The sequence below is a fragment of the Paenibacillus anaericanus genome, assembly GCF_003994475.1.
GTDB lineage: Bacteria > Bacillota > Bacilli > Paenibacillales > Paenibacillaceae > Fontibacillus > Fontibacillus anaericanus.
On record NZ_RZNY01000001.1, the window covers coordinates 398,516 to 423,360 of the forward strand.

Genomic DNA, 24,845 nt, shown 5'->3' on the forward strand with positions numbered 1-24,845 from the left:
ATCATCTCCTAACTTACAGTAACTTTTATATTCTCCATGACTTTTTCTAACCGCTTCAGTACTTCTTCCAAATGGGCCCCCTTGATGATGACCTGCCCGATCCGGTCCGTACCAACCTTAAATTTTGAAATGGTTTCACCTATTTCATAATCAAACGATATTTGTATGATATCTTCATGACTCTCGTTCCCATTCTCCAGTTTTACAATCTCACCACTCTTCTCAGCAATAAGTAGTTCGCATGCGCAAGGTTGAGAAGTTTGCTTATGGAATACAGGGTCCATATGAATAGCAGCCTTAATCATTTGTTCATAATAATTGAATCCGTAAAAGGTGGATACGAGTTCAGGCAGACATGTTGCCCCCGCTCTACCTCCGATTTCAAGAACATATACCTTTTGATCTTTTAAGATGAAATCCGCATTTATCGCACAGTTATTTAAACATAACGCCCGGATGCTCTGCTCTATCTGGTTATGAATATCTTCTACCACTTCATTCGATAAATAATATGGTACATAATGTCCAATTGGTACCCCGGCATCTCCATAGAACATCGTGTCACCATGTGGCATTATAAATTGAATTTCATTATCGTACACGAAGGCTTGCGCACCAAACTCTGTTCCTTCGATAAATTCCTCGGCAATAAAATAATCCAGTTTTGTAACTTTCCTGACTTCTTCAAATGCATAATCTGCTTGTGAAACATCCACCACTTTCACAATTCCCCTGCTGGCTCCGCTATCTAACGCTTTAAAGATGAGAGGGGGAGATAATACTTCAAAGGCACGATACGCCTCCTCCTTACTTTCTACCTTTAAAAATTTTGACGTTCTTACGCCATGTTCCATAAAAGCCTTTTTCATTTCCCACTTATTCGTTGATAGCTGACTAGACTCGTAACTTAGTCCACTTAGCCCAAGTACATCTACTACTTTACCAATCGACTTAACTGCTACATCAGTACCTGTCGTACATATTCCATCAATTTGTTCGATCCGGGCAATTTCTACTATTTTATCCACATTCGTCGTATCTTCATAATAGACCTTGTCAGCCAAAGAAAAACCTGGGTAATTACCCTGACGACTTAATAGAACGACATACAAGCCCATCTCTTTTGCTGTTTTGATTAATGGGACTTGAGAGATTCCAGCACCCAAAATCATCAGCTTTCTCATGGCTTGAACTCTCTTATACGATAAATGATTCGGTCAAGGTCCTCATCCGTTATATTAGGGTGAATAGGAAGGGTAAGAATTCTTTTCCAGATTTCTGAGGAGCGTGGAACGATCGCTTTTAAATGAATGTAGCAAGGATGAAGATGACATGGATAGTAATGAACGCCTGTTGCGATGTTATGCTCTTGCAAATGAGTAATCATGCGGTCTCTCAAGTTTTCTTCGATAAACTTAATTTGAAATAAGTGCCATGAGCTCTTTGCATAAGGTTTTTCTTCTGGCAACTCCATCCATTGTAAGTCCTTCAACTCCGCTTGGTACCGTTCAGCGATTTCCCTGCGTCTTCCGTTCAATTGGTCTAACTTCTTCAACTGAACGAGGCCAATCGCCGCCTGTAAATCATTCATGTGGTATTTGTAACCAACTTGATCAACGAAATACTGCCACGCGTAAACCTTTTCGTGAGACGCACGAATCCAAGTATCGCGGGATATACCGACCCACCGTTTCTCGCGTAGCCTCCGGTTCATCCACTCTGCATTACATGTGATCGCTCCGCCTTCGCCGCTAGTTAGGTTTTTGACCGCATGAAAACTGAAACAAGTCATTTCACTAATCGATCCGATTCGTCTACCTTTGTATTCGGCGCCACTAGCATGCGCAGCATCTTCTACTACCTTGATTCCTTTTGATAGTGCAAGTTCATGCACAGCATCCATATCACACGGATGACCACCCATATGAACAACAATAATCGCTTTCGTTTTATCCGTAATTTTACTTTCTATGTCTGCTACAGATATATTCATCGAATCTTCTTCAATGTCGGCAAATACCGGTGTAGCACCAACATAACTAACAGCGTGGACGGTAGATATAAAAGTCATCGAAGGCACAATTACCTCGTCACCTGGTCCTATCCCCAGTATTTCCAACGCCAAATGCAGAGCGGCTGTTCCGGAATTAAGTGCAACAGAAAATCGACTGCCTGTATATCCGGCAAATTGTTGTTCAAACTGCTCTGTCTTGGGTCCAAGGCCAAGCCAGCCTGATCGCAAGACTTCTGTTACCGCATCGATTTCCTCTTGGCCAATACACGGTTGCAAAACAGGTATCAATTTATGCTCCAAGTGAACTTCTCCTTTCATTGCCCCATATTGTTAAGACATAAAGATTTGTGTGCGCCAGCGTTCAGCACAAACGTCCACTGCAAAATTCTCCCTTGCCTTTCTTTCCGCGTTCTTTGCGATTTTTTGCCGCAGTTCAGGTTGTTCAATTAACTCAACCATCGCCGAATACCAGCCATCTACCGTCCCAGAGACAAGAAGACCGGTTTCTTTGTTCTTCACCCAGTCCCTGTAAGGTGGAGATGAGGAATAGATACCTGGTATTCTGCAGGCAGCATATTCGCGAAACTTATTATTGCTTTTACAATCATGCATCAGTGATCGCTCCAGTGGAGCTAAACCGATATCCCACTTTGATTGGTAAAGACGTTTTAAAAATGATTTATACTCCTCATTGCGCTGATCAAAAAAGACTTGAGGTTTCCCTTTTAGTTCTTCTGGGGCATTTCCGAAAAATTCAATCCTAATTTTGTCTCCATATTTTCTAATGACTCTCATGAGAGCCTTACTAACCGGTTCAAAGGCTACTTGCTTCTTTCCGCCCTCATAACCAATTACAATCTTATCCGCATTCTCTTTTTTCTTTTCCAATCCGGAAAATATAGAAAAATCTACACTACCCGGGAAATATACTACTTTACTAGGATTAAAATGCGTTTTGAGATGATTGGCAAAAAATCCGGAAGCAACTTTGACAATGTGTACGTTTTTCAGAAACTTGACATACGTTGTTCTTTTCGTCGAATCTTGATAGTACTTTCCCAAATCAGAAGCAGGTGACAAGGCTAAAAAGTGATCGTCGATGACATAGACCGTCTTTTTGCCCATCTCACGAGCCATCTCCAGACATTTATACGCTTCGGGATCCACCGTGCGGAAAAAGATAACGATATCCGCTGCAGCAAGCTTTGATAAGGGCACATCTTCATCGGATCTGACGTCAAAGCGACATACACCAGCTTTCTCCAGATGACGCAATGGTTGCTCTATGCCGATTTTATAAGATGCGATTTTATCTGTGCCGATGATAAGTACGTTAATATCACCTCTTCTACCCATTGACCGCTCTCCCCTCCAGCCTACGTATTAAATATGAATCTCTTCCAGTTATCCAAACATGTGTCCAGCGAAAAGTTTTGTCTTGCCGCAGCTTCCGCATTACCCTTGATGCGATATCGCATCGATGGATTCTCAATCATTTCCTTAATTCCCTCATACCAACCTTCCTCTGTGTGCGGTACAAGATATCCTGTTTCCCCCTGAGTGACCCAAGAGGTATACACTGAGGAATCAGAATATATCCCAGGAATTCGGCATGCCCCGTATTCACGAAGCTTGTTATTGGTTTTACACATATTGAATGGATTGTTATCAAGAGGAGCAATCCCGATATCCCAATTGCTTTGATTCAGTTTGTGAATGAAGGATTTATACTCAATTCCACCCGCTTCATGTTTAACGCTTGGATGATCGGCTAATGCAGCTGGGACATAACCTAAAAATTCTAGTCTAACAAAACCACCATAGTAATCGAGAATCTTAATCAGAGCCGGAATTACTGGAGCAAAATCCTCCTCTTTTTCGCCTCCTTCATACCCGATTACAATTTGCTCGTGGTCCCTGTCACGTCTTTTCTGTTGGTCAAGCCAGCCAAAATCCACGCTAGCTGGAAAATAAATTACATTTTTATTATATCTATCACGAATATAGTCAGCGAAATCCGGGGCATCCACTTTAATAATCTGTGCATTTCTCAAAAACTTGATAAACGTCTCCCGTAGTACTGGATCGGAATAATATAGACCGACTGCCGTGGTATGCTTAATCTCTAAAAAATTATCATCGATTACATATACGGTTCTCTTCTGAAGCTCATGTGCCCACTCGAGTAGTTTATAAGCTGTCGGTTCGACATTACGTACAAACACAATTGTATTCGCTGCTGCAATCATCTCTTTGCTAACCTCATGTTCTAACTTCACAATGTACTGCAAATTTTCACGTTCTTTCAGGGCACTAAAGGGTTGAAGGACACAAATCTCAAGCGATGGAATGATACTTGCCGTGATGACAAGAACATCTACAGCAGGATGTTCAGGTTCGGCGACGGCCACGGTATTTTCCGGCATTTTTATAGCGTCCGCACGCCATTGTACAAAAGCAGGTGAATGTTCAGGCTCGGCAACAGCCACATTATTTTTTGGTACTTTTATAGCGTTTGCACGCCCTTGTGCAAAACCGTCCGCTTTTCCCCTTTGAAAGCCGTCGAGACGCCCCTGCTTATTGGCACTTAGATAAACAATACGGTGCTTCCTAACTTTCCTAGACCTTTGTTTTTTTCTTAGAGTCACCATGTATCCTCCTTCCTTTATGCCTCCTGATGGCCTGCGTTTATTCCCTCGGCATAACCGACATTAAATCCTTCGTTGTAAGTTTCATCGAAACCAGTATCATAAGCTTTATTGTAGGATCCTCTAGTAGTTCTTCTAAGAACTTTTCCCTTGATTTCCTTTCCTCTTCTTGTCACTTTTTTAATTGTTTTATAGGCTCCATTTTTTCTTACCGTCTTTCTTCCTCTTGTCGTCTTTCCTTTCAAGTTAGACGATGCAATCCGATTGCTTTTACGTTTAATCATCTATCGCTCCTCCTGAATAAATAATTATAGAAGACTATTACCCCCATTTTATGTAGCGATTGTTTAACTGCAACGGCATTCGTACCTAAGGGCTAATATTCCTTAGGGGTTGTTCCATCGTCTATTGCAGACTCTTATTTCACCTCATATATTGTATAAGCTGTACTGAAGGAGAGGTGATATGCAGTGAATCAGGTTAACCCACCAATGAACCAAAGTAAAATGTTATCCGATCATGACATACAATCTATTTATCAATGGATTTCAAAGATGAAACATTTAAGGTCATCGACTAGAAAGAAAGATAAAGCAATAAGCACTTTGCATCTAAATTATCAAGTGCTTGGTGCAGGTAATACTAGGGTTGTATTTGATCTTGACAATGGCCACGTAGTCAAAGTTGCCCTTTCCAAAAAGGGATTGGCTAGCAATCTAACCGAATATCAGCTTTATAATCAATGCTCTCGTAAACTACGTAAATACCTCTGTCCTGTCATAGAATTCGGTAATGGATGGATTATAATGAAAAAAATGCAGCCCATAGTTTCGCTAACGGAAGACGATGAGAAGAAACTATCTCGGTTGAGAAAAAGATTTACCAGAGAAGGAGTTCAGCCGCGAGGTCTCAGAAATAAAAATTTGGCCTTTTCGACCCGCCACAATCGGATTATTGTCATCGATTATGGTAATTTTAAATATAGTAGTAGCTGAAAAATAGCTTAGTGGACCAAATTGAAAATGGTGATGCAGGACTGACCTCTGCACCACCATTTGTTTTAATTCCCACTATTAATTTTGGATTTATCACCTAAGACGAAATTGAGATTTGTAATCATATTCTGATCATCGCCATTGATATAAACCTCTCTGCCAAATACACTTTTGGAAACAGGATATTTCAGATTCTTTATTATGACTTTTTCCAATAGAATACTGTTATCCATCTCACAATTCTCTATCCTACAGTCATTACCGATACACACATAGGGGCCAATTTCAGCATTGATTATTGTACAATTATCCCCAATGATTACCGGTCCCTTAATAATACAATTTTCTAGTATGGTCGGTTTACCAACCTTTATTTGGTTATTCCACTTCTGATTCATCATCCATTCGTTGGCCTCTAGCCATCGATCCACTGTTCCTACATCAGAGAATAAACTATTAGTAATCGTATATGATATCGATTTGCCTTGATCTATTAGCCATTGGATCGCATCCGTTATTTCGTACTCACCTCTAGGAGACATTTGAATGTTATTAATTGCTTCAAAAATCGAGGAATCTAGAAGATACACTCCAATAATAGCCAAATTGCTTTTGGGGTTTTTAGGCTTCTCCACGAGACTGATGATTTGTTCCTTTTGTATCTCCACGACACCATAGTCCTGAGGATTTGGGACGGAAGCCAGCATCATACTGCCATGACTATTATTGATGTTGTAGGTATCAATTAATACTTTCAAATCCTCCGCTATGAGATTATCGCCTAATAGTAAGATAAAAGGTTCTCCATCCAAAAATTGTTCAGCTTGTTTAACAGCATGAGCAATTCCTTTCTGTTCCGTTTGATAAATGTACTTCACATTCGCTCCATATTTTTGTCCATTTCCGACTTGGTCAATAATAACTTGCTGGGACTGATTAATCGCAATGCCAATCTCATTAATTCCTTGCTTAGTGAGGCTTTCGATACAATATTCCAAAACAGGCTTATTTACTACAGGTATCATGGATTTAGGTTGTGTATAGGAAAAAGGTTGGAGCCTTGTGCCTTTACCTGCACATAGGATCAGTCCTTTCATGCAAATTGCCTCCTAACTTTCTTTTCTTAAATCAGAGTTCTTATCCACGTTCTTGTCTCATTATGCATATCTCTGTATACGGGATGAAAGAGATACTCGTACGGATTGTTCTGGAGGCATTTCTTAATCTCTTCAGCTGTGAAGTGCGGTCTAAATCGAATCGAACTGGCCGTTTCTATCGGGTAAGGCTTGATCCGGGCTCCTAGTTTATGAGCTAGAGACACATAAACAATTTCTACAATCCCTTTTGAACGGGTTTGAAGTAGCTTCTGCTTAATCTGATAGGTCTCACTGATTTTAACTATATTCCCTACCAATTGTTTACTAAAGATCTGCCCTACATTGAAACAGCAAAGAAGCTCGTCTTGTTTAAATACCGACTTCCATAGGACCCATTCCTTTTGGAAATTTTGATAGGGAATCCAGTTGTCTGTAGGTACTCGAACCCTAACCCCCATATAATCACTGTTATTCATTTCCTTATCTACGAATTGTTCAAATCCCTGTTTAGCAAACAAACAATCCGAGTCTAAATTGATTAAATAGTCGAATTCATATTTGCTATCGATTAGCCACTTCATCACTTCCGACATATAAGTTGAAATCGATGTTGGATAAACTAACTTTTTGCTGGTAGGACAAATTGGAAGACCAAGACCCTTGCATAGCTCGGGGTCATCTCCCCCGTTATATAAAACAATGGAACTATGAGGACAAAAATGGCGGATATTATCAACCATATCTTTCAGAGCTTCTTTATAGTTATGGACGAGGATGGCAAAGCAAATCTTTTTCATAGTCTGAACCCCCCCTCTTGTTTATGTTGCATGTACCTCTCGCGATTATTGTATTGACATTCTTCACGGATGGTTCTGGGTTCAAGTCCTCACTTGAGACGACGAGTACACCGTTTATGAAAAATAAGGCACCTATTTATACCTAATCTATACATTTGTACTATACCCTTTTATAGGGCCACTAATATGATACACTAACTCGAATTGAAGGAAGTTTAACGTCCATCCGAGCCCAAAAATATGGTAACTATGAATTATTGATATCCATAGGCAAAGGAAGTGTTATCGGAGTGAAGATCTTAGTCACTGGAGGAGCTGGATTTATTGGCTCTCATATCGTGGATCAGCTTGTCAAAGAGGGCCATAAGACTATCGTGATCGACAACTTGAGTACAGGAAACAAAGACAATATCCCAAATCAAGTAAAACTTTATAGAACAGATATTCTTTCTTTGGAAGCAGAACAGATTTTTGCTCAGGAAAAACCGGACTGCGTCATTCATCATGCAGCACAGATTGATGTTTCACTATCTTTGCAAGACCCCGAACAAGATGCAAGGAATAACATTTTGGGAACTTTACGTTTGCTTGCGCTTTGTCAACAACACCAGGTAAGAAAATTCATATACGCCTCGTCTTGTGCTGTATATGGAGAAACGAAGGACTGTAGCATAACGGAAGATTTTGCAATACATCCGATTTCCTTTTACGGACTATCCAAATTCACTCCAGAAGTTTACATTCGCTTATATTGTGATCTTTACGGACTGTCCTATTCGATTTTCAGATATGCAAATGTATACGGGCCGAGACAAACATCCAAAGGAGAAAGCGGAGTTATCTCCCTCTTCGCGAGGAAAATGATAGCCAGAGATATCGTTCATATCTTCGGAGATGGTCAGCAAACCCGTGATTTTGTATATGTAAAAGACGTTGCCAACGCAAATGTTCTGGCACTCACCTCTGGAGACAATCAAATTATTAACATCGGAACCGACACAAAAACAAGTATGAATGCCTTATTTCAAAATATAAGTTACTTAACCCATTACACAAAAGCACCTGAATACTCGCCTAAACGTGCCGGAGACATAAGCTTCAGCAGGTTGGACGCATCTAAGGCGAAACGACTGCTTGGATGGCAGCCCTCCTATTCTCTACAAGCAGGCCTAAAAGAGACCATTCATTACATGGGGAGGTTCGGATAACATGAAGCCTAAGATGGTTACGATTATTGTCCCAGCGTACAACAAAGCCCCGTTCATTGCACAAACCATACAATCCATCCGTAATCAAACCTATAAGGACTGGGAATTAATTGTTGTAGATGATCTTTCTACAGACGATACCGTTAATGTCGTTAAGAAAAATCTCGATCCAAAAAAGATGAAAATCATTCAGAGAAAGAAAAACGAAGGGATATGTCACGTTTTAAACGATGCTTTGAAACACATCAATAGCAAATATTTCATTCAAGTAGACGGAGATGATTGGATATCCCCCGAGACCCTTGAAGTACTTGTCAAGCGCATGGAAGCGGAGCCTCCAACCACCGCACTTGCTTACGCCAACTGTGTTCACTGGTACTATAAAAACAAAAAGGACCATTTTCATAAAATCGTAAAGCCCAAAGATTTTAAGAATCGTTATGAGTTTGTTACCACTCCCGGCATGGTCTTCCCGCGATTCTACCGTACCGAATGCGTGAAGAAGGTTGGCGGCTGGGAGATGGATGATCTGACGAACGGTAAATTATTAGAGGACAGACGAATGTTATTACGCTTGCTGGATGAACACACTTTTACACATGTTGATAGCAATCTCTACAACTTTCGTTATCATGGCAAAAATTTGAGCCACAGTAAAAATGCTGGGTTATATAACGAGCTGGTTAAACATTTTACGGACCAGGCTCTGAAAAGATGGGGTAATTCTTATCGCGCCGATTACTCCGTTCCTTCCCATTGGCTGCGAATCAATCTCGTACCGGTAAAGAAAGGAGGTAAATCATAATGGCAGAGGTAACCGTAGTCATCCCTTTTTTAAATCGTAAAGATCTCCTCCCAAAGGCAATAGACAGTGTTTTTGGTCAGACCTATACAGATTGGAAGTTGGTGCTCGTGGATGACGGATCAACGGATGACTATGGGCCCAGCATTCAGAATTACCTTGAAGACCATAGAGTGCAATTAATTCGCAATCCAGAGAATCTCGGTCAATCCAAAAGCTTAAATAAGGCCCTATCCATCGTGAATACCCCCTACATGGTCCAATTAGATAGCGATGATTGGTACTTCCCGAATACACTGGAACTTCTCGTTAAAGAAGCGAAAAAACTACCCGAAAAGGTCGCAGTTATTAGCGGAAATCTGAATGTCGTATGGGAGGACTTGGAGGGAAATGTCAGGAGAACGAAGCTGAAAATAGGCCGCTCTTTCTCCGATCGGTACGAATTTTTATTTGCAAATACGAATATCGTTCCTCGCTTCTACCGGACAGCCGCTTTGAAAAAGGTGGGTGGGTGGCCTACGAATGATCCGTATAACGGTCGATACAGGGAGGATATGCTGATCCTCTATCAACTAATTGAGCACTACCGATTCCATTGGATCGATAAACCTCTGTATAACCAGCGAGTCCATCGCACTAATTTAACTCATCAGAGAAAACAACTGCATGAGATAGCCGAATGGTCGGTTCGCAAAGCTTTAAAAAGATGGGGAGATGATTACAAGCCTGTCTTCTGCGTGACACACGATGGTTGGAAAAAAGTAAGAAGATTAAGCCCCACCGTTTCTTTCGGTGAGAAAAAAACTTTAAAAATTAATTCTATTGAGGCCAATAGAATGGAAAGACTAATCAAAAAAGCGATCAGCAATAAATCCTCTTTGTGCCTCACCTCATTAGCAAGTATAAAAGCAGATGAAGAACTTTCATTGCTTAGAAACGAGAGCTTTTGGAAATTAATGAGTGGTAAAAAAGTTGTGCTCTTGTCAAAATGGGCACCTGGTTTCACCAGAAAAATCAAACCTTTATGCAAGAAGCGAAACATCAACATTGTGGAATCCCTTGCCATATCGGAAAAAACGAGCGGTACCGAGTTAGCAAATAAACTTACTAAATTGAGATACGATGTTGTTCTGGTGTCTACTGATTTTAACGCGGTAAACTTATGTAAAACCCTATTAAAAAAACAAAATAAACATAAAATTATTATTGATGTAAAGGACGGAATGTTACAGCTAAGCAGAGAGAAGAGCTAATGTATTTACGTATCCGCGATTACTAAATGAGGCTTTCTCATAAGTAACCTTATGGGTAGCCTCTTTACTTTTTCTATCCATGTACGAACCCTAAATTGTTAAGACGTAACGAATGACTATAACTAAAAAATGGTGGTGCAGGAGCAACCCCTACACCACCATTTTTTAGTTATAGCCTAGCATTAAACGATCTTATTTAAGTTTCTTCCAACACCCCAGTACTGAAATCCCTCTAGCTGTAACATTTCCCGATCTAAAGCATTTCGACCATCAAATATAAAATCCCCATGCATCAAGGACTTTATAGTTCGCCAGTCAAGGTCAATAATCTCTTTCCATTCCGTACAAATGACAACTGCCTCTGCATCTTTAACCGCAGAATAGGCGTCCTCACCAATCTTTATATTTGGAAAAATATTCTTGATCTTGTTACTCGCAACCGGATCAAAACCGGTAATGAAGGCTCCTTCAGCCAGCAGTTTCTGGATAAGTTTTAAAGAAGGAGCTTCCCTAATATCATCTGTATCGGGTTTAAACGATAGCCCGAGCAACGTAATCCGTTTTCCATCAAGTGCTCCCATACATTCTTTAACTCTTTCAAGGAACCAATCCGTTTGTTTTTGGTTTATCTCCTGAATGCTCTTTAGAATGGTCATCTCCATATTAACCTCGCGCCCCATCATCGCAAGAGCAGAAACATCTTTCGGGAAACAGGAGCCCCCATAACCAATACCGGCTTGTAAGAAATAGGGGCCGATTCTTTTGTCCATTCCCATGCCTTTCGCTACTTCTACAACATCTACCGCTAAAAGGTCGCATAACCTAGCCATTTCATTAATAAATGTAATTTTTGTTGCTAAGAAGCTATTGGAAGCATACTTTATCATTTCAGCATTGCGCGGGCTTGTAAGGTGTTTAAGTGCATCAATGTTTTCATACAATTTAAGCATTACATCCTCTGCTACTTGTGATGAACATCCTAACACGATACGATCAGGTTTTCTAGAGTTTTGAAGTGCCTTCCCTTCCTGCAAAAATTCTGGATTCGAGACAACATCAAAGGCGACTGACAATCCGCGAAGCTTTAATTGCTCCTTAATTATAGACTGAACATATTCTGCTGTACCTACTGGTACCGTGCTTTTGTCAACAATAACGATATACTCCGTCATATGTCTACCAATTTCTCTAGCGACTTCTTCTACATATTTCAAGTCTGGCCGTCCATCACTAAGTTGGGGGGTGCCAACAGCAATGAATATGATTTCAGTTCCTTCCATTGCTTCTTTAAGACTTGTTGTAAAATGAAGCTTCCCCTGTTTCAATAAGTTCTGAATTACCGGTTCAACACCTGGTTCATAAATAGGTAATACCCCGTTATTTAATTGCTCTATTTTTAACTCATCAATATCTACACCCATAATCTGATGGCCAATTTCCCCCAGGGAGGTAGCAGTCGTGATCCCGACATACCCTGTGCCTATTACGGTAATCTTCAATTTATTCGCCTCCCACTAATCTTTAGTAATGAGGGGGATATAGTTGTTTGTATAACAGATGAGTTTACATCTATCCATGAATTCCGCTGTGGTTCTTTTTTGGGTATGTGTACTTATATCTTCTCTTCTTACACACACATAATTGTTCCTTGAAACGGAGTATATTTTATAACCATTTCTCCTACATTTGTTTAGAAAGTGGTTATCACTTCCGTTTACCTTTGTTTCATTAAATTTCACTTTTTCCCAGACTGACTTAAAGAATACTAACGTGCCTCCCTTTACCTTTCTACTATAATTGTTTTCACCGCCTTCCCGATATAACATAAGCACTTCTTTTTCTTCGAAATAAAGGAAAGAGGTCTCTTTTCCAATAATGGAGGCTTCAGTATCTTTAAGAGCATCAAGCGACTCTTTTAGATAATTAGCTGCGTAATAATCATCATCATCAAACTTTGCGACTATATTATATTTCGTCTTGGTCATTCCATAATTCAAACACTTGCCTAGAGTATATTTCTCTGATAGTTGATATACCGATACATTTTTATATTCTGAAGCCTTTTTATTCCACTTTTCAATCTCCATATGATCTCGATTTAATACAATAATCATTTCTTTTTTTTCGATATTTTGACGCACATAATTTTGAAATATTTTATCCATAAATGAGTCCCTCATCGTACAACATATGATGGAAACCAATCATATCCCCTCCTTTTTCCACATACTCAGCATTTCTATAATTTCAATGTCTGAATAGTATATGAGTCCTAACTTTGTGGAGAAACGGCGGTTTTATCAATTACAATAAATTAGGTTGATCATAAGAATGCAACTTAACATCCTCTTGGTGTTCATTCCCCGTCTTCCTGTAGCAGTCGTTCTGCCAATGCTGCTGACCTCTCGAGCTTCTTTTGAATAGAAGGCCAGTTCTCCTTCGGTGCGGTATGAATGATCAGATCATAGGACACTCCTTTGATGCGCAGACCATTCGGCTCCATTCTAGTTCGTGATATTCCGCAGTTATCGTGAAAGGAGACGACACTTGCATTATCAATAACCGTATTGGAATAGACTTGGGATAAGCCTAAAATATCAAATGCAACATGAAAAATAAGCCATGCGCTGGCAGGTGCGGCCGGAATCGACGGAGAAATAATCCACCGTCCCCAATTCCCAGCTTGATTCGCAATATCATAAACTGCAATTGTTCCGACAGGTTTCCCCGAAAGCAGTTCAATACAAAAGTAATAATCACCTTCACGTTGAAAATACTGTTCCAACCAAGTCAGATGAACCGAAAATTGGGAATCGATTTCCCCGATATATTGGGATAACTCCTTGTTTCTTCTGATTTGATATATGAAATCTGCATCGTCCATCGTAATCGGTCTCAATCGAATCCCGAAACGTTCAACGGTAATGTTATGTTTCACATTTTCACTCCTATGATCTTAACAAGATCATCTACATTTTGGATTTCTGCTACTTCCTTGATAGTAAAACGGATTTTAAATTCTTCTTCCAACAGGAAAATTAGTTCCAAGTGATTCAAGGAATCCCAATTAGCTATTTGGCTTCTCCATAAATTATCAGTCGGGGAAATTCCGATGTTCAAAACCTCGGATAAAATTGAGGCGATATGCTTACGAAGTTCATCATTCATTTGATCACCTCCACCCTTGCAGGATGATTCAAACATGCTCCTTTGACATCGAGTAGTAGTTTGGTGAGGCATAGATTGTCAAGATTACCCGGCACAAAGCGTTTCAACCAGTCAAATGCGGGATTGTTTCTAGGTCCCTCTGTCACATCAATGCTTAGATTATCTACCTCTAGACTGATTAATTTTTCCAATAGGTAAGCAAACGAAACCGTCTCAACTTCGCGTCCCAGCGCCCTGCAGCTGACAAGTGTTTCGATTAATCGTGCATTTCGCCCTTCTATATGACATACAAAAGCTCCAATGATTCCACTTTCGGATAAGAGATCCGATAACGATATCGTGATTGTCAAATAATTGGCCTTTGCAGTAATCATAATTTCCTTAATCTCGATTTCCGTCATACGCCGAAGAGCCAAATTAAATTGATTTGTTTTGTGGCTTAAACCGTATAGTCTCCCAGCATGTGAAGGCTCGTTCTCGTAAATGGATATAACCATCCCTAAGCTATCCAAATAGCTATTGAAGCTGGAGGCTGAAATTTTAAGTTTTTCACGTTTTTGATTGGCCTGTATATCGTACGTTCTTGAAGAAGCTTCACCGTCTGGATGAAGTTGATAGAGCCCTGGATAGTAACTTATTTTGCTCATCGTCTCTCTACCGTTCTGATCTGCGCGAAGCAATTGAACATTAGGTTGTGCAGATGCCATCTTAAGCAATTCTGCCGAATTATCATCGATAAACAAAAAGGCCGAAGGATCGATGTTCAGTTGCTGTGCCAAATGATTTATATTTTCAGCTTTTGGTTGCCAATTTGCACAAATCGCTGCGAAATCAGCCCATTTTATCGGAAAATCAGCTCTACTTTCAAATAGCGCCTTTACATCCTCTTCTTCATTCCGGCTGCATATCGTTAATAGGATTCCGGAGTGCTTAAGCCTTAACAGCAGTTTTTGCAAAGCACAATGACCTTCCGATAACTTCACTCCATAACTACCTTCTTCCCCAAGAACCCCGCTGTAGAGCGTATCGTCAAGATCTAGGGCAATTGCTTTTAACCGAGGCATAAAAACTGCTGGAAACAAATGAACCCCCAGATGGCGGGCAATCTTTAATGTCGCCTGATCGGAAAAAGGATAATTACTTATTTGCTCATTTCTGTCATCAAAAAAGAAACCTGTCCGTTCATGAGCAAGTCCTGCTAAATCGATTAATTCACACCCTGTTGTGTTCTCGATAAGATCAGCAAGGCAAACATTTAGCCTACGTGTCCACCCACGATCGGATGCACGTAAACTGAATATAATGTTCTCTTCATCCTGAGGTTCGGGCCAATTATTCACCCAAATTGTTGTGTCCATCCCCTCGCGTAATTGCTCAATACGCCCCATCAGCCAATTTGCAGCTTCCTGAGGCGTTATCGATTTATGGTATATACGCCAATCTAACCAGATGATTTGAATATCTGCCTGAAGATCTCCGCCAAGATGAGATAACGCCACATCATAATCAGAATAATCGAACCCTACCTCTGCTCCCCATAAACCGCAAAAAGGAGGTGTCAGGTTTCCGATGAATTCAAAGGGCATCGTTCTGTCGACTCTGACCTTGAAGGTTCGATGGATAGGAAGCTTCTTACTCCTCATAATTCGTTCTCTTGTCAGAAGTGAACCGAGGAGCCCATCAACCGAATCAAGATAGGTTAGAATGGTGCTCATTTTACCCATCCTTTCAAGGTGACTTAATATAGACCTAGTTCCTTGCCCCATACCTCGATTTTTTCTAAATAACCTTCCAATAAGAAAGCCTGCTTCTGCCCCTCCGTTGCCCATTGAAGTTGCAGATATAAGCTCCGCTCCAATACGCGTTGTAAGTAAGCCATTTTGTACAACTTGACAGGATCTTCTTGAAAGTTAATACCGTATTTAACCATCTCTGCGGCATACAGATGGGCACAGCGGTGAATCACTGCATCCTCTTCACTTCTCCAGTCTTTTCGATAAGCGAAAAACACGCCCAACAAATTAAACATATCAAACCAGCAAGGAGCGAACCGAGCGCCTTCCCAATCGATAAATTTTATATTCCAATTTGCGTCCACGACATTATTGCAGCCGATATTCGGTGACTGCAGATCGTTATGAATAATACTTTTTCCTGCTTGGAGAAGCTCAGGAAAAAAGTCCGGTCCTTTGTGTAAAATAATTTGCAGTCTGTAGTAGCTGGAATCCAGTCTGATCTTCAAATCAGGACGGTCCATTGCTTTATCCAAATATTGAAGTGTTTCCTTAATGTTCTTTTGACGTTCAGCTGTTGAAGATTCAGAATGATAACGAGGCAACCAGTCGGCGAATACATCCCAGTGCTGAAGGAAGCGCTCATTATGTGTTTGTGCATGTAGTTTAGCTAGGGCTGGTATAATCTTGTCGAAATGATCAGGTGTAAAGTTGACTTGGCCTTTTAATTGCTGAACGAATTCCATAAACACCCAGATATCCCCGCCACTTATTCCCTCTTCAATCGAATAGATGAGTGGCATGAGGTCAGGTAGAATCCCGCTTGCTTTTCGGTACATATTTAACTCAATCAAATCTTGATTGGCAACCGGAGCTTTGAAAATCTTCAGAATCATCGGGTAAGATTGTTGGTTTGCTGTAATTTCAAGTCTCCAAATCGTGCTTTTTACGGTATCTTTCAAACACTCCATGGCACCATCATTTAACGTAACGGGATGACCAAAATGTCCCGAAATCTTGTCGGCACAATGGAACTCCCGCCATTTCAAACTAACCTCGTTAAGAGGTGTATTTTGCGGATCTTCCGGTGCTTGTGAAGTTTGTGGAGTTTGTGGTGCTTGTGAAGTTTGTGGAGTTTGTGGAGTTTGTGAGTTTTGCGGATTAAGAGGACTAGTCATTGTTCCCCGCGCATCCTCACGCCCTTTGTTGTAACCATCCTGTTTTCCCCTGTTGAATCCATCCAAACGTCCTTTGTCATAACCGCCAGAATCTTTTGATCTATTCATATTCGTTATCCCCCATTCCAGATACTCTCTGTATCTTATGAAGGAACCTGCATTCGTGACATACCGAACAAGAAACTTTTCACGAATGCAGGCAAACTGATGACTAATACAATCCCAATTGCTTCCCCATAACTTTAATTTTCTCTAAAAGTACCGGCAGCAGTTTCGCTTCTTTTTTGCCAGTTACAGCCCAATTCAATTGTAAATATAAGCTTTTTTCCAATATACGTTTCAGATACGCCATCTGATATAATTTCATTGGATCCGTTTTAAAGACAACACCGTTCTTTCTCATCTCATTGGCATACAATCGAGCAGATCGGCGGGTGATTTCCTCTTCTTCGTCTTTCCACTCTCTCCGGTACGCCAAAAAAACACCGATCAAATTTACGAGATCAAACCAACATGGAGCAAACTTCGCACCTTCCCAGTCGATAAATTTGAGTTTCCACTCTTTCTCCATCACATTATGGCAAGCCATGTTTGCTGTGTGCAGGTCTCCGTGAATGATACTCATACCTGCTTTACTCACCTCTGGGAAATATTCCGGACCTTGATTCAACAACTTCTGTAGGAGAGAGTAATACGGTTTCAACAATACCTTGAGCGTAGGAACTGTCATCGCTTGATCGAGATAAACAATCGTTTGTTTATTTATTTGGATTCTTTCTTGGATCATTTCTTTGGAATCAAATCGAGGCAACCAACCTGCGAATATGTGCTCATGCTGAGTAAATTGTCTACCCATGGTTGAAGCATGAAGCTTCGCCAACGTAGGAATAATGTTTGAAAAGTGATCCGGGGTATATTTCACCTGTCCTTTTACCGGTTTAATATATTCCATAAAAGCCCATAAATCATGACCATTAACATTTCTTTTTGTTACATAAATTTCCGGCATAAACGGTTGCAGCACTTTTGGGGCTTTCCGATATATATTTTTTTCAATTTCGCTTTCTGGCCGTTTTTTACTTAACTGCTTAGAAATTTTTAGTATGATAGGAACACTTTTTTCATTTGCTTTGATTTCTAACTTCCATATACTACTTTTGTAAGAGTCCTTTAAACACTCCATCTTTCGATGATTTAACGTTACTTTAGCTTTATAAAAAGGCTTGAATGAATCCGCAACAGGCATCTTACGCCACTGCCTGCGAATTAATCTTTTATTTATTTCCTTTATTGTGCTTCGGCTCATTAGTCCTCACTCCTTTCTCACCGTTGCACTATTCTATGCCAAAAATAGTCATATGTAATATCCATTCGTCCAACCGTGGCAAGTATTCATTCCTAATCTAATTAAAAGAATTCAGTTACGTTATGTTAATTCATACTGGATATACTCGATAACAAATTGCAAGACTATCTGACGTCTTCCTATCAATTGCTATATCACAAAAAGGCAGTCAGATGAACTGAATGCCTTTTTGTTTGACAATATGAAGTTAGTTAGCTAAGAACTCTACCATAAAGAGCGCTATCCCTAATTATTACCGCCGCCGCCGCCTTTGGCGTCTGCTTTATTAAAGACATTGACATGGACATCAATTTTACTAATGAGTTTATTTAAAACTTTTATTTCTTGTTTAAGTTTACGATTTCCCTTTTAGCTTTTCTATATTTCTTATGATGATCACACATGTTTGTTTCCTTCTCTCTTATTAGTATTTTGTACTGCTTGCGTACCTTTTCATTGCATTGGCATTGAAACTTGAAAATTTAAATCTCTGTTGAAATCCATCTGCTCCCTTTCATTTGGATTAATATATCCTATGGAATCTCTCAATAACATCTTATCTGTGTTAATCTACTAATAGATTGGTATATTTCTGACTTTTAATCCGTAATGAACCTACTAATATAAGTTTTCTAGTTAAATATGGAAAACCACAACAAACCTCCAAGCACACTTTTTGAAGTACACCTGAAGGTTTATTATTCCCCATCTATTTTAATAGACTCAGATAATACTTAAACTTCTAATCATTCTTTGCCGGTATAAAAAAAAGCACCTCCTAGAATTACATCGAATTTACCCAAGGGTTTTTCCAATGTCTATTCTATGAGATGCATTTTATTATACGGAAACCGTTTTTTCTTCTTCTTGAGACTCCGGAGTGGGAGTTTCTTTAATGTTCTCCTTGGATTTCTGAAGAACAAAATAGGCACAGCCAAAGTTGCAATATTCATTAATATAATCCGTGATCCCCGAGAAGGCCGTGTCCCGGTTCACCTTAGGGTGATTGTCACGCAGAAAACCTTTGAGCCGTAACTTCTCGTAACCCCAATCTCCGATGATGTAATCATATCGATCCAGCACTTCACTGTATCTCTGCATAAATGCCTCTTGATCCCATGCTTCCTTGTAATTCTGTATAAGCTCATAAGTTCTTCCATTGATCTGTATCAAGTCTTACTCCTCCTTTACCGTTTAAGATAACGTTTGAACGCCTTCTTTATTACCCTTTGCTGACTTGACCTGATCATGCGCATGATAAGAACTGCGAACGAGTGGTCCAGATTCAACGTGGCTAAAACCTCGTTTCATCCCTTCCACTTTCAACTCAGCGAACAGTTCAGGTGGATAATATTTCTCTACACGTAGATGACTTGGAGATGGCTGCAAATATTGGCCGATTGTTAAAATATCGCAATTTACCGCACGTAAGTCGTCCATCGCCTGCAAAATTTCATCCCATTCCTCGCCCACACCAAGCATAATGCTAGATTTAGTTGGAATCTCAGGTTGCATAGACTTCGCACGTTGCAACAGTTCCAAGGAACGACGATATTTAGCCTTAGCACGTACACGATCTGACATTCTTTCCACCGTTTCGATATTGTGGTTCAAAATATCAGGTTTCGCATCCATCACAATTTGCAGTGAATCAGCATCTCCTAGGAAATCTGGGATCAGCACTTCAACACTACATAGAGGAGTTCTGGCCCGAATAGCCTTTATCGTTTCCGCAAAAATGGTAGCACCGCCATCCTTCAAATCATCGCGGGCTACGCTAGTTACGACACAGTGACGTAAATTCATATTTTCAGTGGCTTCTGCTACTCGTTCCGGTTCTCCAAGGTCGAGTTCGGTTGGCATGCCCGTATTTACTGCACAAAAGCGGCAAGCCCGGGTGCAAATATCTCCCAAAATCATGAACGTAGCTGTCCGATTGGCCCAACATTCATAAATGTTAGGACAACGAGCTTCTTCACACACCGTATGAAGTGTTTTGGAACGCATCATATTTTTGATATCTTCGTAATTTTCTCCAGTAGTTAATTTGATTCGAATCCAATCCGGTTTGGGTTCTTTAACAGATTTGGACAGAGCAGAAACCTTCCTTCTAATGGAATAGGCTGTAGCGAAATTTATTATACCACGAATGCCCTGGAAAAACCTCCTTGTCATATTGGAATAAAAACACATACTTTGTCTAACTCTAAAGAGACGTTGTTTGCTCCCGCGAGCGAGCGCCGATCTGTATCCAAAGGAGGATTCGCCTTGCAGTCACAAGTATTATCTGGCAGTCGCAGAATCACCATCAGCCTATTCTGTATAATCATTCTGACCTCATTCTGGAGTGCACCAGGCTTTGGAACTGTTGTCGCCGAAGCACCGGACAAGCCACACTCGTCGACTGGACAGAGCGTCTATGATCAAAGGCGTAGTTTATATGAGGAAATTGAGTTACTGACAGATATTCCTTGGTATTGGCTCGCTGCGATCGATCAATATGAGCGTTCCATCACTTCGCGGAAAGGAATCAAAAAAGATAACAGTGGATTAGTCAGCCTCCGTTTCAAAGAAACCTTTTGGGCTGGTCCCTTCAATCCCAATCTGGAAGACACAAATCCTGCAACGATTGCGATGTTCGGTGGAATTGGCAAAGACGCTACAGGAGACGGAACCGCTGACCCTGCAAATGACCGGGACTCCTTATATAGCATGGCCACGCATTTGCTCCGATTGGGTCTAAAGGATGAGGATCTTCGAATCGCGTTATGGCGTTATTACCAGAACGACTCTGCTGTAGTACGGATTCGCCAATTCACCAAAATATACAAGACATACAACAAAGTTGATTTATCAGGTAGTGCCTTTCCGCTACCCGTTAATAGTATCTATACCTACCGTGACACTTGGGGGGCTCGCCGTGGCTGGGGAGGCCTCAGAATCCATGAAGGCACTGACTTATTTGCTCCTAGTGGAGTGCCTGTCCGGAGTGTCTGCTATGGTATTGTGGAGACAAAAGGGTGGAACCCTTACGGAGGTTGGAGGATAGGCATACGAGATTTAAATAATCGATACCATTATTTCGCTCACTTACACGGTTACGAGAAGAAGATCGAGATCGGAGATGTCGTACAACCTGGTCAAACCATCGGCTGGGTGGGAAGCAGTGGATATGGTCCTCCAGGAACTCAAGGTAAATTCCCCCCTCATCTACACTATGGGATCTATCAGGATACCGGTGTGACCGAATGGGCATTTGATCCTTATCCTCTTCTGAAAAGATGGGAAAATCTTGAACGGAATAACACAAAAAAGGCAACCTCCTGACTAAACTGTACCCTATCGAGTAAACACTTAAAAAAGTCTCTCGATAGGGTACAGTTTAATTGGAGTTGCCCTTTTTTGTTGTCATGTTTGAACTATTTCTAATGTGCTTCCGTCTCTTGGGCTGGTAGTGAGATCGTGGGGGCATTAGCCCCATTATCTCCTACTGGATTTCCTTTGTTATCGTAGTAATACGTTGGAACGTCCCCAACAACTAGTAAATAAGATATAGGGATTTCCGTCTCTACCGATTGTGGCCCCATATCGAACGGTACAACGACTGACAGCTCCGTCTTTACGCGTAAGAATACCTCTACTAGAACATTATTAATACCTACGTCCTGTCTCCTTGTATCCAGATCTACCTTGACTTCCCCTTTAGGTTCGATCTTGATTGGAATACTCGGGCCGAAAGAGGCTATAATAGGACTCCCTAATGCTTGCCCCAGCGGAATATGCTCTGATAATCTCGACACTTGGTCCAAAGTCGATCGAACCGTCTTAATCGTATCTGAAGTTATCTGCATATGTGCTGAATAATTTAGCATAAACCCGGTGATTTTGCCGGCCTGATCTGTCCTCCAATCAATCAGATCATCAATCCCTGCCTTATTCGCTACTTGAGCCGTAATCGCCTCGTTTATGGACTCCGTAGCAATTTGCTTAACCCTAATTTGAGCCAAGTGCATAATCGGTGCTTTCATATTCCGTTCAATATACAGGAAGAACTGTACGAATACGAACATAGTGATGATCGCAAAGACAATCCAAATTTTCCGCCTACTTCTTGGCTTTCTTCTTCTTCGACTATGCCACCCACGTCTTATCCGCATATTTCAACCCCCCCGACGGCAGCGGTCAAACTTCTATACAAGTTATGCGGGACAGGTGGGAAAAAGAAGGACATACAGAAATACAACATAAAGAGGTTGTTCAAAAAGTTATATTTGGGTCACGTATTTATAGAGACAGTTCTTCGAGAGGTATGGGTTCTAGTAATCCCACATCCAGACAGGCCTGCAACGATAGCCGTTTTGTTACAGATGTAAATTGGATTTCTATAATATCGCTCCCCATATCCATCACTCTTCCTGCTCCAAATACCTGGTGTTTCACTTGCAAGCCTTGTGCTAATTGCGACCTTGACCTGATTGCTCTCGGATTATATGAGCGAACGGGTGAGTGAATCGAACTACTGCTACTTCCTTGCTGAGGAGTAACAGTACTCTTCTGAACAAGCTTAGGAGGATCTAGAATAGCCCTAACCTCGGATACAAATGTTGATTCCGTCACCTTCTCTCCATCCCTTGCACCGTACAGAAGCAACTCCAATTCACTCTTGGCCCGTGTCATTCCGACATAGAATAACCGCGCGGCTTCTTCCATAAGTTCGGTATTTCGATCACGACTCCCACGTTTCAGATCCTCAGAAGATGGGATGATGCCGTTGATCAAATCGATCATATATACTCGCTTGAACTCCAATCCTTTGGCGCTGTGAAAGGTTGAGAAAGTTACTGCATTCTGTCCCTTCTTTGCTTTAGAGTTTTTCAGAGCTCGCTCCAAATGCTGCAACCGCTTGGCGAATTCCTCCATTGATTCCAAGGTATCTGCGATTTCCTCTAATGTGTTCAGAATACCTATCAAGTATTCCTTACGAAAACCGAGACGTTCACACATTTTCTCGAGTGCCTTTTCATAACCAAGCTTCGTCCGGATGGTTCGAATGACCACAAGTGGTGGTGTTCCTTGCAACTGCTGAAATGTCTCTTTGCATTGCTCAATCTGTTTGATCTGATAATCCTGCAGCGGGACGTAGTTCAACAAATTATCAAACACAGATTCATTGTTATCGATATCCTTCAAAATTGACATCTGAACTTTGGTAATATATCCGTTAAGCTTTGTATGGATTTTCTCCAAAATATCAGTTCGTTTATCCGTAAATGTCATCCGCATAAAGTTCAGAATATCTTCAACTACCCAATGTGAGAAGAAGCGATTGTCCGAGTCCCGCATGTAAAAAGGAATTCCAGCTCGATCAAATTGATTCATTAGGTTAATAGAAGAAGAATTATTTCTAAATAGGACTGCTACCTCACTTAAATCTTCGAGCTTCCTGATCTCCTCCACTAAATACTTACTCTGCGTCTCATAATGATCAAATTTAACGATCGAAACAGGTTTATATTCAGCATTCTGAGTAAACATGTTCTTCATATAACGATTCTTATTTTTCTTAATAAACTGATTGGACACATCGACGATATTCTTAGTAGAACGATAATTTTGCTCCATGAACAAAATAACCCCGTTCGGGTATACCTGCTTGAAATTCAGCAGATAGGATGGCTCTGCCCCTCTCCAACTGTAAATCGATTGGTCATCATCTGCTACTACGCACAGGTTCCCATGACCTTGGGCCAGTTTTTCGATCATTTCATGTTGTACCATGGATGTATCTTGGCTTTCATCAGTCATTACATAATCGTATCTCTGCTGATATTTCCGCAGGAGTTCGCGGTCCCGTCCCAACACATCATTGCCTATTGTCAGCATATCGTCGAAATCTAGTAACAACTTACTATGACCAGATTTCTTGAATGTCTCATACTCTCTTAGAATCCGAGCAGCCTCTGGCACATCACATGTAACCAACGACCACTGATCTTCAGGAACCATTTTATTCTTAATAAAACTAATATAAGTCGTTAGCTCATCCATCTGATCGTCCGTAATATTTTCACCTTTGATGCTTTTGAACAAGTCCCGTAAAATAATCTTCTTATGCAAGGGCAGATTATGATCTTCAATATCCATTTCCTGCTCATCTATTTCTACATTCCCATCAATAATTTGATAAGGAGTCCGCGTTTTCCAGAAATGCTCTCTAACTACTTCGAACGCAAGGCTGTGAATCGTTGAGAAATCAACAGGTGGAAGATCAGGAAAGAAATGTTTAAATCTTTCTTTCATATCATTTGCTGATGCCCGACTGAAAGTAACCGCCTTAATACGTGAAGCGTTGACTCCCTTCTCTTCCATAAGGTAACCAATCCGCATAATGATCGTTGTCGTCTTCCCTGAACCTGGTGATGCCAAGAGAAGCACTGGCCCTTCTGTCTGCAAAACCGCACGCTGTTGAATTTCATTCAGATCAACACCGATTTCCTGCTTCTTTCGGACAAAATAATTTTCTGCTGTCTTCATACCGCCATGCCCTCTCTATTTCATCCCTAGTAATTTTAGTTATTCGTTAATAAAAAAATAGCCGCATTCTCTA

General features: G+C 40.7%; 23 protein-coding genes. 5 read left to right on the plus strand and 18 right to left on the minus strand.

The features are described 5' to 3' along the window. Positions 1–8: 8 nt before the first annotated feature. The 5 genes from EJP82_RS02020 to EJP82_RS02040 are packed head-to-tail and all read right to left on the minus strand — an operon-like array spanning position 9 to position 4,946. Positions 9–1,184 (minus strand): ATP-grasp domain-containing protein, encoded by a 1,176-nt coding sequence (locus EJP82_RS02020; RefSeq protein ID WP_127190326.1) that lies wholly within the window; start codon positions 1,182–1,184, stop codon positions 9–11. Then, positions 1,181–2,314, minus strand: a complete 1,134-nt coding sequence (locus EJP82_RS02025) for a DegT/DnrJ/EryC1/StrS family aminotransferase (protein ID WP_246053946.1) — start codon at positions 2,312–2,314, stop codon at positions 1,181–1,183. The genes EJP82_RS02020 and EJP82_RS02025 overlap by 4 nt, the downstream gene beginning before the upstream one ends. Before the next feature lie 30 nt (positions 2,315–2,344). Next, complete coding sequence (locus EJP82_RS02030; protein WP_127190328.1) at positions 2,345–3,370, minus strand: glycosyltransferase family protein; 1,026 nt, start codon at positions 3,368–3,370, stop codon at positions 2,345–2,347. A 20-nt stretch (positions 3,371–3,390) separates the two neighbouring features. After that, on the minus strand, positions 3,391–4,665 hold the full coding sequence (locus EJP82_RS02035; RefSeq protein ID WP_246053947.1) for a glycosyltransferase family protein: 1,275 nt from the start codon (positions 4,663–4,665) through the stop codon (positions 3,391–3,393). Between the two features lie 14 nt (positions 4,666–4,679). Beyond that, positions 4,680–4,946 (minus strand): hypothetical protein, encoded by a 267-nt coding sequence (locus EJP82_RS02040; protein WP_127190329.1) that lies wholly within the window; start codon positions 4,944–4,946, stop codon positions 4,680–4,682. 186 nt (positions 4,947–5,132) lie between these two features. Here EJP82_RS02040 and EJP82_RS02045 point away from each other — a divergent pair, with 186 nt between their 5' ends. Then, positions 5,133–5,657 carry a hypothetical protein gene (locus EJP82_RS02045; RefSeq protein WP_127190330.1) on the plus strand — a complete coding sequence of 175 codons (525 nt, stop codon included), beginning with the start codon at positions 5,133–5,135 and terminating at the stop codon, positions 5,655–5,657. A 65-nt stretch (positions 5,658–5,722) separates the two neighbouring features. Here EJP82_RS02045 and EJP82_RS02050 read toward each other — a convergent pair whose 3' ends face one another. Together EJP82_RS02050 and EJP82_RS02055 are read right to left on the minus strand one after the other, a co-directional pair. Next, complete coding sequence (locus tag EJP82_RS02050) at positions 5,723–6,754, minus strand: glucose-1-phosphate thymidylyltransferase (RefSeq protein WP_127190331.1); 1,032 nt, start codon at positions 6,752–6,754, stop codon at positions 5,723–5,725. Between the two features lie 26 nt (positions 6,755–6,780). Then, a complete protein-coding gene (locus EJP82_RS02055) occupies positions 6,781–7,551 on the minus strand; it encodes a hypothetical protein (protein WP_127190332.1) in 771 nt (256 codons plus the stop codon). A gap of 290 nt (positions 7,552–7,841) precedes the next feature. On the opposite strand from EJP82_RS02055, the gene EJP82_RS02060 reads away from it, so the two are divergent. From EJP82_RS02060 to EJP82_RS02070, 3 genes are read left to right on the plus strand one after another with little or no spacing between them, the layout of a single operon-like run. After that, complete coding sequence (locus tag EJP82_RS02060; protein ID WP_127190333.1) at positions 7,842–8,759, plus strand: NAD-dependent epimerase/dehydratase family protein; 918 nt, start codon at positions 7,842–7,844, stop codon at positions 8,757–8,759. A 1-nt stretch (position 8,760) separates the two neighbouring features. After that, positions 8,761–9,564 (plus strand): glycosyltransferase family 2 protein, encoded by an 804-nt coding sequence (locus EJP82_RS02065; RefSeq protein WP_127190334.1) that lies wholly within the window; start codon positions 8,761–8,763, stop codon positions 9,562–9,564. Further along, positions 9,564–10,814 carry a glycosyltransferase family 2 protein gene (locus EJP82_RS02070; RefSeq protein ID WP_127190335.1) on the plus strand — a complete coding sequence of 417 codons (1,251 nt, stop codon included), beginning with the start codon at positions 9,564–9,566 and terminating at the stop codon, positions 10,812–10,814. The genes EJP82_RS02065 and EJP82_RS02070 overlap by 1 nt, the downstream gene beginning before the upstream one ends. 182 nt (positions 10,815–10,996) lie before the next feature. Here the strand turns inward: EJP82_RS02070 and EJP82_RS02075 are convergent, their stop codons facing one another. The 9 genes from EJP82_RS02075 to lipA all read right to left on the minus strand — a co-directional run bounded on the left by EJP82_RS02075 (position 10,997) and on the right by lipA (position 20,332). Beyond that, positions 10,997–12,313: a UDP-glucose dehydrogenase family protein gene (locus EJP82_RS02075; protein WP_127190336.1), complete on the minus strand. Its 1,317-nt coding sequence runs from the start codon at positions 12,311–12,313 to the stop codon at positions 10,997–10,999. A 15-nt stretch (positions 12,314–12,328) separates the two neighbouring features. Continuing rightward, complete coding sequence (locus EJP82_RS02080; RefSeq protein ID WP_127190337.1) at positions 12,329–13,018, minus strand: glycosyltransferase family 2 protein; 690 nt, start codon at positions 13,016–13,018, stop codon at positions 12,329–12,331. 152 nt (positions 13,019–13,170) lie between these two features. Then, positions 13,171–13,752 carry a GNAT family N-acetyltransferase gene (locus tag EJP82_RS02085; RefSeq protein WP_127190338.1) on the minus strand — a complete coding sequence of 194 codons (582 nt, stop codon included), beginning with the start codon at positions 13,750–13,752 and terminating at the stop codon, positions 13,171–13,173. Continuing rightward, entirely contained in the window at positions 13,749–13,982 is a 234-nt protein-coding gene (locus EJP82_RS02090; protein WP_127190339.1) for a phosphopantetheine-binding protein, read from the minus strand. The genes EJP82_RS02085 and EJP82_RS02090 overlap by 4 nt, the downstream gene beginning before the upstream one ends. After that, the gene (locus EJP82_RS02095) at positions 13,979–15,697 is read right to left on the minus strand and encodes an HAD-IIIC family phosphatase (RefSeq protein WP_127190340.1); all 1,719 of its coding nucleotides are present in this window, start codon (positions 15,695–15,697) and stop codon (positions 13,979–13,981) included. Before EJP82_RS02095 ends, EJP82_RS02090 begins: the two co-directional genes overlap by 4 nt. A 23-nt stretch (positions 15,698–15,720) precedes the next feature. Continuing rightward, positions 15,721–17,001, minus strand: coding sequence for an aminoglycoside phosphotransferase family protein (locus EJP82_RS02100; RefSeq protein WP_127190341.1), 1,281 nt, complete (start codon positions 16,999–17,001; stop codon positions 15,721–15,723). A 103-nt stretch (positions 17,002–17,104) separates the two neighbouring features. Then, positions 17,105–18,199 (minus strand): aminoglycoside phosphotransferase family protein, encoded by a 1,095-nt coding sequence (locus EJP82_RS02105; RefSeq protein WP_127190342.1) that lies wholly within the window; start codon positions 18,197–18,199, stop codon positions 17,105–17,107. 879 nt (positions 18,200–19,078) lie between these two features. Next, positions 19,079–19,411 (minus strand): YutD family protein, encoded by a 333-nt coding sequence (locus tag EJP82_RS02110; protein ID WP_127190343.1) that lies wholly within the window; start codon positions 19,409–19,411, stop codon positions 19,079–19,081. A 21-nt stretch (positions 19,412–19,432) separates the two neighbouring features. Further along, entirely contained in the window at positions 19,433–20,332 is a 900-nt protein-coding gene (gene lipA, locus EJP82_RS02115; protein ID WP_127190406.1) for a lipoyl synthase, read from the minus strand. A gap of 174 nt (positions 20,333–20,506) precedes the next feature. Between lipA and EJP82_RS02120 the strand changes: the two genes are divergently transcribed. After that, positions 20,507–21,565: a M23 family metallopeptidase gene (locus EJP82_RS02120; protein WP_127190344.1), complete on the plus strand. Its 1,059-nt coding sequence runs from the start codon at positions 20,507–20,509 to the stop codon at positions 21,563–21,565. Positions 21,566–21,663: 98 nt separating this feature from the next. On the opposite strand, the gene yunB is transcribed toward EJP82_RS02120, so the two are convergent. Beyond that, entirely contained in the window at positions 21,664–22,395 is a 732-nt protein-coding gene (gene yunB / locus EJP82_RS02125) for a sporulation protein YunB (RefSeq protein WP_127190345.1), read from the minus strand. Positions 22,396–22,522: 127 nt separating this feature from the next. Next, on the minus strand, positions 22,523–24,772 hold the full coding sequence (locus EJP82_RS02130; RefSeq protein WP_127190346.1) for an ATP-dependent helicase: 2,250 nt from the start codon (positions 24,770–24,772) through the stop codon (positions 22,523–22,525). Between the last annotated feature and the right edge of the window lie 73 nt (positions 24,773–24,845).